At 42.8% G+C, this 13168-nt stretch carries 7 protein-coding genes and 1 pseudogene; 2 read left to right on the top strand and 6 right to left on the bottom strand.

What is annotated here, in order from left to right; genetic code table 11:
* Nucleotides 1-187: 187 nt before the first annotated feature.
* Both FS818_RS07955 and FS818_RS07950 read right to left on the bottom strand, forming a co-directional pair.
* On the bottom strand, nt 188-1804 hold the full coding sequence (locus FS818_RS07955; RefSeq protein ID WP_145331166.1) for a methyl-accepting chemotaxis protein: 1617 nt from the start codon (nt 1802-1804) through the stop codon (nt 188-190).
* A 146-nt stretch (nt 1805-1950) separates the two neighbouring features.
* On the bottom strand, nt 1951-4233 hold the full coding sequence (locus tag FS818_RS07950) for a beta-glucosidase family protein (protein ID WP_145331164.1): 2283 nt from the start codon (nt 4231-4233) through the stop codon (nt 1951-1953).
* 280 nt (nt 4234-4513) lie between these two features.
* On the opposite strand from FS818_RS07950, the gene FS818_RS07945 reads away from it, so the two are divergent.
* Complete coding sequence (locus tag FS818_RS07945) at nt 4514-6112, top strand: response regulator transcription factor (RefSeq protein WP_145331162.1); 1599 nt, start codon at nt 4514-4516, stop codon at nt 6110-6112.
* Nucleotides 6113-6317: 205 nt separating this feature from the next.
* On the top strand, nt 6318-6929 hold the full coding sequence (locus FS818_RS07940) for a TetR/AcrR family transcriptional regulator (RefSeq protein ID WP_186375434.1): 612 nt from the start codon (nt 6318-6320) through the stop codon (nt 6927-6929).
* A gap of 15 nt (nt 6930-6944) precedes the next feature.
* Here the strand turns inward: FS818_RS07940 and FS818_RS07935 are convergent, their stop codons facing one another.
* The 4 genes and pseudogenes from FS818_RS07935 to FS818_RS07920 all read right to left on the bottom strand — a co-directional run bounded on the left by FS818_RS07935 (nt 6945) and on the right by FS818_RS07920 (nt 13013).
* Nucleotides 6945-9158, bottom strand: a complete 2214-nt coding sequence (locus FS818_RS07935; RefSeq protein ID WP_145331158.1) for an MMPL family transporter — start codon at nt 9156-9158, stop codon at nt 6945-6947.
* 187 nt (nt 9159-9345) lie between these two features.
* A complete protein-coding gene (locus FS818_RS07930; protein WP_145331156.1) occupies nt 9346-9990 on the bottom strand; it encodes a response regulator in 645 nt (214 codons plus the stop codon).
* Nucleotides 9991-10015: 25 nt separating this feature from the next.
* Nucleotides 10016-11212 carry a sensor histidine kinase gene (locus FS818_RS07925; RefSeq protein WP_186331776.1) on the bottom strand — a complete coding sequence of 399 codons (1197 nt, stop codon included), beginning with the start codon at nt 11210-11212 and terminating at the stop codon, nt 10016-10018.
* A 637-nt stretch (nt 11213-11849) separates the two neighbouring features.
* Nucleotides 11850-13013 (bottom strand): annotated as a pseudogene (locus tag FS818_RS07920) (IS3 family transposase).
* Nucleotides 13014-13168 lie beyond the last annotated feature (155 nt).

The following is a 13168-nucleotide window of genomic DNA, read 5'->3' as shown; positions in this document are numbered from 1 at the left end:
GCGCTCGAATGAGCTCTCTATCTTATATCTTTATTTTAATAACTCTATGATGGGAGGGATATAACGCATAACAAATATGGAATAACGTAATCTAAATGATTGGTTTAACTGAATGCAACAGTTCGAATGTAGTATCAACTCTCCCGATTCATTTCATTTTCTATTTATGCCCTCATCCTCATATATATCAGGTTTTGTAAATGGATATTTGATCTCTCATATTAAAAGCGGAACCTCGGATGTTATCGGAAAAATGCTGTATTTCTTCTGCAATGACCATCTGATGTTCAACGGCCTGAACCATCGTTGTGCTTTCTGTATGCGCTTGTTTGGCAATACAAGCTAAATGCTGCATTGAAGCGCTGACCTCCTCGGAACTTGCGGATAACTGCTCAGAAGCAGAAGAGATCTCTTGCATCTGACTGGCAACGTCTTTGGCAGATTCAAGAATCATTTCGAATGCTTGACCTGCTTGTTCTACTGCATTTATCGTTTGTGCCAACTCTTTTTTTCCTTGAGCTACGCTAGTGCTTGCTGAAACCGTATCTTCCTGAATGTGGCTGATCGTATCGAATATGTTACTTAACGATTGACGGGTTTGATCTGCCAGTGAACGAATTTCACTTGCAACAACGGAAAAGCCTCTTCCTTGTTCCCCGCTTCTTGCAGCCTCTATACCTGCGTTAAGAGCGAGCAATTCCGTTTGACGAGCAACTGTCGCTATAAGTTGAACGATTTCTTGAATAGTAAAGGAATGCTGATTCATTTTTGCAACAGAGCTTTCTATTTCATCCATCGTGCGATTAAAGAGGTCAATGCGGAGCTTAACGTTCTGTAAAAGTTCCTCTCCCTTTCGAGCTTGTTGTTCAGTCATAGATGAACATTCTGTAGCTTCATTATTTGACTCACTGATCAGAGCAATGCCCCGGGCTACTTCATCTATGGCTCGCACCGTTTCTTCTGCTGACTGAAGTTGTACAAGCGCTCCGTCTGAAACGGCAGTTGCCGACTGAGCGATTTTCCTCATTGAACTGGAAGAATTCTCCAAATTGTTTATTAGAAGCTGGCTTGTATTTACAACCACATTGGAATTATCCTGGGCTGAACGAATGAAGCCTGTAAGACCGGTTCGCATGACTTCAAACATATTTGCAAGTTTGCCAATCTCATCTGAAGCGCTTGATTGAAATGACTGGCTTAAATCTCCATTATGAATCCGTTCCGTTCCTTTAACGAGTCGTTCCGTAGGCTTAATAATGGAACGCGCGAGTAGCAGTGAGATGACGATAACAAGTAAAGTCACGAATAACTGATATGTGACGGACTGCCAAAATGCATTTTTGTTGGACGTGATCAAGGTATGAATATTGGAATTCACATCAATCACACTTTTGGATTTTAATCCAAGGATTAATTCGTTTAGTTTCTGTCCCCCCTCCAATTGACCTTGGTCAATGTAACTGGAGTATGCTTCCTGAATCTGATCTACTTCATTTTTTTCGGATGGATTCAATGCAGAATACTCTTGCAAAGCTTGCTTGAACTTTGCTAACAATTGTGCACTTGCTTCTTCAACGGATTCTTTAGACGCATATCCGATTGCTGGAAGCATCATTTGAACCTGGTATTCCATCAGACTCTCCTGCATCTCCTGTGCTTTCAGCGAGGAGGTAAACTGAACTTTTCGTATCTCTTCTAACTTTTCATTTTGGATTAAAGATTTGTAATTTTGGTAACTTAGCGCTACGAGATAAAGTACAATAACAGTCCCAAACGCAAATAGCATTTTCTTGCGAATACTCATTTGATATCCACCTTCTCTAAAGTTACATATTTGTAATTATTATGCCTTTATGCATGTACGAGTTAAGGGTAAAGGCTATACAAAGGATAAAAGTCGCCTTCATGGCGACTTTTATCTGAAATCAAGCTGAAAAGAAAGATCAGATTCTATGTTTCACTTTGTACTGCCTGATTCAAGGCTGCAAGTAATTGTGATAAGGCTTCCTCTGTCATCCCTGTGAAAGGTATCAGATTCCGCAGTGGCAAATATTGCATGGAGGCTTGAACCATTTCAGCCGATACTGCACTGGATTGAACCTCACCTTGATCCTGATCCGCTTGAGGTTGCATTTGAGAAAGAATCGCCGTCGTTTTGGGATTTGCAAGCAACTCCCCGAAGGTGGTATCGCGATGGTATGTTGGTATAATCTCACGGGATGTAGAATGTACGACAACTGTTGTTGCAAGCCTGATATCTTGAGATGATGCACCTACCAATATCTCGAATTCGCCGCTGTCCACATGCCAATCGGATCGCTCTACATCGTAATATGCAAATGAACGTTTATTGAGAGTTAGGGTGACTTGTTTCTCTTCACCAGGTTTTAAGTCTATCTTAGTGAAGCCCTTCAGCTCTTTGTCTGGACGTGTAACACGGGATGCTGTGTCATGAACATATAATTGAATAATCTCCTTACCCTGCACGAAACCAGTATTCTTGATGTTTACCGAGACGTTGATGCAATCTGTATCGTTGATCTCCCTTTTATCAACAATCAGGTTGGAGTATTCAAATTGTGTGTAGCTTAGTCCATGACCAAAAGGAAACAGCGGTTCTATATCTTTAGCTTCATAGTACCGATAACCTACGAATATCCCCTCTCTGTATTCAACCTGGTTTCCATCACCAGGGAAAAACAATGCGGATGGATTATGCTTTGTTGAACGCGGGAACGTCTCTGCCAGCTTGCCGCTCGGATTGGCATCACCAAATAAAATATCAGCGATTGCGCCTCCAGTAGCCTGCCCCCCCAGATAAGCTTCAAGAACGGCTTTGGCGTTGTGGAGCCAAGGCATTACGACAGGGGCACCATTGCTCAACACGACAATTACATTGGGTTGAACGGCAGCTATAGCGGTAATGAGCTCCTGATGATTATTGGGAAGATTAAGATGTTTGCGGTCATATCCCTCAGATTCATAACGGTCAGGCAACCCTACAAACAAGATGGCTACATCAGCTGCCGCTGCCGTTTCCAGAGCAACTTGTAATAATGGAGCATTGGTTTCATCCGAGCTTAGTTCATATCCCTGCGCATAGGTGAGTTGCGCTTGATCCCCGGCAGAACGAAGCAATTCTTCATAAGGGATGTCCACTTTCGTTGGATTAATGTGTGAACTTCCCCCGCCCTGGTAACGGGCCGATTGGGCTAGTTCTCCAATCACAGCGATATGACCCGTTTTCTGCAAGGGTAGGATTCCATTCTCGTTTTTTAGCAATACCATGGTCTCTTGGGCCACCAGTCTTGCAAATGCATGATGCTCTTCAGCATTGTACGTGGCATCTTGCTGCATATGATCTGCACATTTAAAAATAACCGTAAGCAAGCGTTCGACCGCTTGATCAAGTAACGAGATGTCGAGTGTGCCTTCTTCAACCGCTTGAATAATTTTACGTTGGGCTTCACCATTGGAAGGTGGCATTTCAAGTTCCATGCCTGCCGCTACGCTAGGAACAATCTCACTGACTGCACCCCAGTCCGACATGACAAATCCGTTATGACCCCATTCATCTCGCAATATATCATTCAGGAGGTAAGGATTCTCCGATGCATAGGTCCCATTCACTTTGTTGTAGGCAGACATAAGCGTCCATGGTTGGGCTTGTTTGACCGCTTTTTCAAAGCCGGTTAAGTAAATTTCGCGTAATGTCCTTTCATCCACTACGGCATTAACAGACATTCGACGATCCTCCTGATTGTTCACGGCAAAATGCTTCAGCGAAGTGCCGACTCCCTGGCTTTGTACACCGCGAATGTGAGATGAAGCCAGTTCACCCGTAAGATACGGATCTTCGGAAAAATACTCAAAGTTTCGTCCGCACAGCGGGGAGCGCTTGATATTCGCACCTGGCCCCAGTAAAACAGCTACATTCTCGGTTTGGGCTTCTTTACCTATGGTGCTTCCTACCTGTTCTATCAGGTCGCGATTCCAGGAGCTAGCCAGCCCGCTGGCTGTAGGAAAACAAGTCGCAGGTACACTTTCGTTCAGCCCCAGATGATCCGATTCTCCATCTTGTTTTCGTAGTCCATGTGGTCCGTCGGCTAGCATAATCGATGGAATACCTAATCTTTCGATTCCTGTAGTTGTCCAGAAAGTGCTGCCGGAACACAGACTGGCTTTCTCCTCGATGGTCATTTGATCTATGAGCTGTTTAATATCTCGTTTCATCCATTGACACTCCTTTTCGCTATGTATCATTCAAAGGTATCTATTTTATTCTAAGGTTGAGAGAGAAGAAGGCATATAACGCTTTCTTAAGATTGCATAACGCATTTCGCAAGGTTTATTTTAATTTTTGTATCCTTCTATATATCTATGGATAACTACATCCAAAGACTGATAACGATTTCTTAATATTTACAGGTTTATATTGAAATCCAGATTGTAATGCCTAGGATGATTACCTACAATAAGGAGACTAATTATCAGGAAGGAAGTTGTTGCACTTATGTATGCCCTTTTGATTGTAGACGACGAGAAGTCTGTAGTGGACAGTCTTGCTCTCACGATTCCTTGGGAGGATAGCGGCATCGAAGAAGTGCATCGTGCCTATTCCGCCGAAGAAGCACTGGATATTACTTCCCGGTTTGCGATTGATGTGATGATTACGGATATACGTATGCCTGAAATGGATGGTCTTGAATTAATTCGCCTGATTCGCTTATACGCTCCTCGCATTCGGAGTATTATTTTGTCAGGACACGATGAATTTGAATATGCCCAGCAAGCCATTCGCTATCAGGCGATGAATTATATGCTTAAACCTGTGGATACTCAGGCACTTGTCAAGGCTGTTGAAGAGGCCATTAAGAATATCGAGCAAGAATGGGAAAATATAAGTTCAATGCAACAGATTCAGCACATGTTACATGCTAATCTTCCCGTGTTGCAAAATCAGTTTCTTAATGATTTACTTCAAAATAAACCTATGAGTCAGCACATTCTGGAGGAGCGCCTGAAGATTCTTGATCTTCCTATCCGTATGGAAGACAACTATCGAATGATGGTGATTCGAATGGAAGAAGAATTTTCAGGATATGATCTTCAATCTCTCTCCCTCCTTGAATATGCGATTACCAATATTGCAGATGAAGTTTTCACTCCATTTGGATTATGGCATTGTATTACCGATCAGGGGTATCTGGTGTTCCTCATTCATCATGAGGATCGTAAAACACTAAACTCTGTCGATTCTTTTGCGGTTAAGCTGCAAAATCATGTGCAGAAATTTCTAAAAGGGGCAATCTCCATCTGTTTGGGACAAGAGCGACTTTTTCCTGAAGGATTAAGCGAAGGTTTTAATCGGTGCGTGGCGGTTATTCAACAAAATGTCGGTGAGCATAAAAGCTATTTTATTACCGTCGACGATCAGCTGCCGAACCCCGTGATGGATCAAGGTTATCTTCAACTTTTGGAGCCTCCTCTTCTGCCGCAATTGCTGGAAGCTGGAAACTGGGAAGAAGCGATCGCCAAAGTCAAACGTGTGCTTTCAGTGGATGGAGAAGGATCGGACCTGTCTCATGAAGTTCTTTATACATGTTTGCTGTACCTGTCATCTACCTTTGCCATTGTATTCCGCTCACAACATGTTACGTTAGATGAGCTCCTCAATGAAGAATTCGATTTGATGATTCGAAAGAAAAGTCAAATTTCGAGTCAACGCGTATATGCCTGGGCTGAGAAAATAATTCAATTTCATCGAAGTAGAGCGATAAATCAGATCAGGCATACTCACGATGACATTGTTTCAAGCGTGCATGCTTACATTCAGAATCATCTTTCAGATGGGATCTCGTTGCAAATTATTGCAGATCATGTTGGACTGCATCCGGTCTACTTGTCTAAAGTCTACAAAACAGCGACAGGAGAAACGATTGGCGATTATCTGTTTCGGCTTCGCATGCAAAGAGCTGTTCATCTTCTGACCCAAACCGACCTGAAAGTTGCTGATGTGAGCAAAAAGCTTGGGTTTATGGCACCCCCACATTTTATAAAAATTTTCAAAAAACAATATGGCTGTACACCTCAAGAATATCGGAACCGTTAATTTTACAAGAAGATCATCTGTTAATTTATAATATGAAAAAAACCTTCCATCCCATCGATGATTATGGGTGGAAGGTTCTTCTTTGTATTATGCATACTCCTCTTTCGTTGACAAACCACATCTAAGTTGATAGCATAATTTAATTGAACTTAAGGAGGTTATTCTCATTCAGCCCAAACAAAGGTTAGAACAGGAGCGTACCAGCTTGCGGCAGAAACGCCGGGCCGCAATCATTGAAGCGGCTACAGCTGTATTTGCCCGACAGGGTTTTGAGCAGACGACGATGCAGGAAATTGCCAATGAAGCGATACTTGGCGTCGCGACCATTTTCCGTTACTTTCCTAAGAAAGAACATCTTATTGTGGAAGTTGCAGCTAACATCGTGCATTCAGAAATTGAGATACTTCAAGACGTATTGAATGACGAAGGTACGTGTTATGAAAAAATGGAGCGCATTTTTGACGCCTTGGTTTTCTATCATCAGGCCCATTATCAACAGAATTCCAAACTTATAGAAGCATTTGAATGTTATGTTGCCTTGTCTAAAGCACCTTTGGAGAACTTACAAATTTATCAGGATGCATATGACCAGCTGATCCACTTGTTTACGGATCTTGCCCATTTAGGCGAACAGGATGGTTCTGTACGCACTGACATGAATACAGTAGAAACATTGATTACAATGATGAATGTATTTGGTAATTTCTCTAAAAAGATGTCCATGCTGCATGATATGGATGCATTCAATACCCGGGTAGACTTGAATCAACAATTTAACATTCTTAAAACAACTTTTCTTTCAGCGCTTAAGGCTTAATCACATTAGTGTGATTTAAAAGTCGGTCTCAGTCTGAACTTGGTTATTGAGTTTCACCTTGTTCTCCTTTTTATTCTCTTGCATAATGGATTCGCCTTCAATATCAATATTAGGTAGAATTCGATCCAACCATTTAGGCAAATACCAAGCGTGTTTGCCGAGTATTGTCATGACGGCGGGTACAAGTGTCATTCGTACGATAAAGGCATCTACCAGGATGCCAAATGCAAGGGCGAGCCCCATCGATTTGATGATCGTATCTTCGGCAAAAATAAAGCTGGCAAACACAGCAATCATAATAAGTCCAGCGGCTGTAACCACAGGCCCGCTGTGAGTTAATCCACTTCTTACTGAACGGTGGGCGTCACCCGTGTGGGTATAATCCTCACGCATTCTGCTCACCAGAAATACTTCGTAATCCATCGCCAGTCCGAACAAAATTCCTGTCACCAGAATAGGTAGGAAACTTAAAACCGGACCAGGTTCTGGAATACCGAACAAGCTGCCCAGGTATCCATCCTGTATAACCCATACGATAAAACCAAGTGTTGAACCTAACGTGAACAAGAAGCCAGCAACTGCTTTAATAGGAACCAGGATTGAACGGAAGACAAGCATTAGAAGAACAAAGGCTAATCCAACGATCAGCAATGCAAACTTAGGCAGTGCCTCCTGTAATTTTTCGGATATATCAATATTGACTGCCGTTCCACCGGTTACCATAATCTCTACGTTGTCTTTTTTCAGCACATTCTCCGATTGATCCCGAATAGCTTGTACTAATTCAGTCGTGCGAATATCATGTGGTCCTGTTTTAGGCAAGACGGTAATGATTGCCGCTTTTCCTGAAGGACTAGGAATTGCTGGCGTTACACTTGCAACACCGGGAATATCTTTGATGTAAGTTGTTGCCTCTGCAATCTTGGTCTGGCTATCCTTGCCTTCACTGGTTTTGGCTACAACGACAAGTGGACCATTAAAGCCGGCTCCAAAACCCTCTGCTAATAAATCATAACCTCTTCGTTCCGTGGTTTCGGTTGATTTAAGCCCACTGTCTGGCAAGCCTAGTTCCATGTGCAGGAACGGTAATGTACATACGGTAAGAATGACTATGGATAGAATCGAAATTAACCACGGTTTTCGCGTGATCATTCCTCCCCAGGCATTATCTTTGTTCTTATCTTTCTTTTGGCCCGACCATTTGCGCAGCCAGCGATTTTCCCGTGCCGGACTGATCCGATCTCCAGCAACAGCCAGAAGAGCAGGAACAAAGATGATGGCAATAAGCACAGCGACAAATACACTGATTGCTGCGGCCAAGCCCATCATGGTTATAAACGGAATTTGAACAACGGAGAGCCCCACAAGGGCAATAATAACGGTCAGGCCTGCAAAAACAACTGACCCTCCGGCAGTAGCATTGGCTTGCGCAATGGCCGTCTCACGGTCATAACCTTCAGCCAGCTGTTGACGGTAGCGGGATATAATGAACAAAGCGTAGTCAATACCTACGGCTAAAGCAAGCATGACAGCGAGCGTGATTGAAAATGAAGACATGGATACAAAGTTTGATCCAACGATTACAGTCATCAAGCCAATTCCCAAACCGATCACGGCTGTCAGAATAGGTAATCCGGCTGCAAGAAATGACGTGAAGGTAAAAGCCAGAATCATAAACGCAATCAGAATTCCAATGACTTCAGAGATGCCGCCTACTTCAATTTCAGAGAAAGCCACACTGCCTCCGAGTTCTGTCTGCACTCCATTCTTCGTTAATGTTTCAGCTATGTTTAATACATGTTCTTTTGAATGTTCTTCTACTTCACTTGCGGCTTGTTTGTACGTAATATCAGCATATCCGATTTTTTTGTCTGCACTTAGTGTCATCGTTTCGTATGGATTGGAAACAGAGACGACGGACAGATCTGTCTTAACGTCCTTCAACGCCTTTTTTATTTTTAATTGATTAGTCTCTGATGTGAGCAATCCCTGATCCGCTCTGAAAATTAGACGAATCTGACCACCACCATCCGACGTGGGGAATTCTGAGTTTAGTACCTCGGCAGCCTGGTCGGATTTTGTTCCGGGTATGGTCATCTCACCTGTAAACGAAGTCCCCATGCCTAGACCGAGAGATGCCATTACAATGAGAAGTGTGAGTGTTGCCGTAATTACTGTTTTTCTTTTTCTCGAAGACCAAGCTCCGAGACGATATAACCATTTTGCCATAATAAATGTCATGCCCCTTTCAAAACTTTCTGCAATTAGGAAGTGTGTCATCACCACCCTATGTCTGTATTGTATTGAAAAATAGACGAAAAAAAATCGTACATAAGGGCATTCCCCAAATGTACGATCGGGCAGGATTGGGCATGTACGTTAGCTAAATCAAGACAATGCGAGTCATTAATTTTACTTAGAGATGCAGAAGTCCCTTTTCGACAGCGACAGCAACCGCTTCAGACCGTGAATCTACGCCAAGTTTGTTGTAAATATTCGTAAGATGAGCTTTCACCGTACGTTCGGCAATGCCCATATCAAAAGCAATCTCCTTGCTACGCATCCCTCTTGCGATGGCTTGCAGAACAATCGTTTCTTTATCGCTAAGCAAGGTAGGTTCCGTTTTTCGGGCTAGCGATCGGGTCTGATGAGCAAATACTCTGGCTGTAATCTCTGGCTGAAGCAAAGTCTCTCCACGAAGTGCAGAGTCCAATGTGCGGAACAGATTTTCACGGCTGGTATCTTTTAAAAGATATCCTTTGGCACCCAGGGATAAACCTTCAATCATGAGTTCGTCCTCGTTATATGTAGTAAGAATGATAACGGGAATAAGCAGGCCTTGCTCGTGCATCCGTTTCATTGTATCCAGTCCCCCAAGCCCCCCTGGCATGTTAAGGTCCATCAGGATGACATCAGGTTCTAAACTTTCCATGAGCTTTAATGCTTCAACACCTTCGCTCGCTTCTCCTACAATGCAGTAATTGTCGTCTGTTTCAAGAATAAGCTTCAGACCTTCTCGTACAACCCAATGGTCGTCCACAATCATGACTTTGTGCTTCATGAGGTTATCCCTCTCTTCCTACCGATTATAATAGAACGCTTAGATGTACAGCTGTTCCTTCTTCAGTACTGTCAATCTCAATACTCCCGCCAATGAGTCTGGCGCGCTCCTGTATACCGATCAGGCCGTAGTGGCCATGTAATTTTCCGATGTGATCCGTGTTAAATCCTTGGCCGTTATCAACGATGTTAAGGTGAAACTCGTTGTTGCTTTGGTTAGTGGTTATTGTGACAAGGTTCGCTTGTGCGTGGCGAGCGATATTCATAAGGGATTCACTCAAGATATGCAAGATATGCTCCATCTGCACTTTAGACAACTGTGAAGAGAGCTCTCCCTGAAATTCAGTTGCAATGCCAGTCGCCTGTCGGAATCGCTCCAGTTGTTCTTGAAACGCCTCGCTCAGCGTGATGGAAGGGTTTGATTTTGTGCGTAAATCATCTATTGCTCGTCGTGCATCCGCCAATGACTGTCTAGCCTGAACCATAGCATTACGTATAATTTCCTGTGCTTTGAGCTGGTTCCCCTTTTCTTGGTGAATGCTCGCAGCTTCCAGCTGCATAATAATTCCGGCAAGACCTTGGGCCAATGTGTCATGTAAGTCCCTAGCCATCCGTTGTCTCTCACTAGTGAGTGTAAGTTCCTCTACTTTTTGGTGAGCCAGCTCTAATTCCCGCAAGAAATTTTGGGTTCTGACACGTGCATTCACTTGTTTGTAAAACAATGACGCGTAAGATATGACTACAACCATCATGAGTAAAAGTAATAAAACAAGCAGTGCCGCCTCAGGACCAGTTCGATTAAATAAAGTTAGAGAACAAAACAGGACATAGAGCACAAATGCAACGAAAACGACTTTTGCTGTTTCGAAATAGATCGCAACGGTTTGCCCAATCAACACAGGAATAAGACCAATCAGAATCGCCGGCATGCCATCCGGCATAAGAATAGCACTACCGTATATTAAACTAGCTTGAATTATAATATATAAGGGCTTGGAATAAGCAACCACTGAACCTGTTATCCAGTAAAAGTAACTATGGGCTAGCATCACTATGACGAAAAAAATACTCGGAATAATGGTGGGTGCTGACATGGTCTGTAATACAAGGGTTGCAGTAGCAACAAGGCAGAGCCATATTAACACAGGGATCCGCGAAGCGGATAAAGGGTCGATATGTTCTTCTGCATCTGAAGCGGCATTCGGTCTTCTTTTAAACCACATTAGATTCACCTCGGTATCCAGTATACCTCTTTTCACCAGGAATAATAGTACTTTAGTACATGCCCTTTCGGACATAAGAAACTAAGAGCGTTTTAAAGAAAAAACTTATCACACGTTTGCTAGGTAAATTTAACTGATGACAAAGACTCTGTACAGGAAGTTCTTAGATCTTTGAAGTATTTGGTTTTTATCAAATACCTTCTAGCCTCGAAGCCCTTAGTCGATTTAATCACTCATAAAGAGACTCATCTCAAACTTAGACACTTATCTAATCGAGAAGGGGAACATGTTGTTGTCTATTTCGGTAAGCGAAACAAGTTTTTGTCCTAACCTCCAAGTTCTCGTACCAATGTTCGTTCTTCTAATACTGAGCACTTATGTTTTACCTTCATCTTGTCAGTTGCTCTTAAACAAATTTGAGAATTTTCATGTATTATTGTACTTAATAAAGCTTTAAGTGCATGTCATCAATAATTAGATACACATCTAATCGGTAATCGGACTATGTTCTTGTCCATTCCGGCAATCGGTACAAGTTCTTGTCCTTAGCTTGGGACAAGAACTTGTACCGATAAAATAAAAAAGCCGCTAAAATGGTCATAACCCCGTCAAGTAGACAGTACAAAAAAGACAAGATTTAAGCTGCGGCTGTTTCCCGGTATTCCACCGGGGAACGGTCGTTTAGTTTTTTCTGAAATCGGTTTTGGTTGTAAAACAATATGTATTTCACTCACTTGCTGTTCAACCTCTGCTTTGTTTGCTGCCTTATTCAAATAAATTTTCTCCGTCTTCAAATGAGAGAAAAAAGATTCAATACAGGCATGATCTGAGCAATTTCCACGCCTGGAGTGACTGCCTAGCATGCCGAGCTGGTTTAGTTTACGGTTAAAGGGCTTCGACGTATATTGAAATCCTTGATCTGAGTGTAGGATTACGCCATTCAGATCCACGTGCTGACGGAGTCTATCCAGCGTGTCATGAACCAAAGCGAGGTCATTTCGTTCAGAAAGATGCCACGCTACAATTTCGTTATTGTATAAATCTTGAATAACAGAGAGATACACAAAGTGTTCTCCAGCACGAATATAGGTAATGTCCGTAACCAGCTTCGTTCGTGGTGTATCCGCCTGAAACTGACGCTCCAGCCGATTCGGGTTTACCACAGAGGCTTGTTTTCCAAAGAATCGACGCTTTTTTCGAATGACAGAACAGATGCCTAATTGTTTCATTAATCGGTACACCTTTTTGTGGTTGACTCGAAGGCCTTCCCGTCGTAAAGCAACGGTCATTCGAAGATAGCCAAAGTAAGGATGCACGCGATGAATGGCAAGCAAATGGGATTCTAGTTCATGTTCTTTGTGTCTACGCTCTTTTGCGGCTGCTATGCTTTTTCTCCACTTGTAATAACCCGAGCGGGAAACCGCAGCTAACTTCAAGAGCCAAGCCAGACCATGACGTGCTCTCAGGTCCTCAATGATTTGAAATCTGGCTGCTTTACTCGTCACTCCTTGTGTAGATTTGGATACTGCTTTTTTAAGTATTCAATCTCCGCCCGCAAATACGCCATCTCTTCTTCCATACTGGAAAACTTGGTTCTAGGGCGTCCACGTTTGGGTGTAGCAGGTTCTAGACTCATTCCCTGTTTCGCTTTGGCTGCCCACACTTGTACCTGAGATTTATTTTGAATATCTAAACGTGTCGCTACTTCACGTATACTCATATGTTCTTCGTTGACCAGCCGGACGGCCTCCAATTTCAACTCCAAGGAGTACCGCCGGTATGTTTGTCCTTTTTTAGCCATGAAAAAACCCCCTTCGTTTACATGATTAAGTTCATCTTAACAGATGTCTTTTTTTTCATGTCTACTAAAAGGGGATAATACCAAAATTGCGACTTCAATGGAAATATGTTCTTGTCCCTCGACATGTCCTTGGACATTTTTATTTTATTTGTTGG

The organism is Paenibacillus xylanexedens (assembly GCF_007680605.1).
In the GTDB taxonomy this organism is placed as follows: Bacteria; Bacillota; Bacilli; order Paenibacillales; family Paenibacillaceae; genus Paenibacillus; species Paenibacillus xylanexedens_B.
This window is presented reverse-complemented; position numbering and strand designations above follow the sequence as displayed.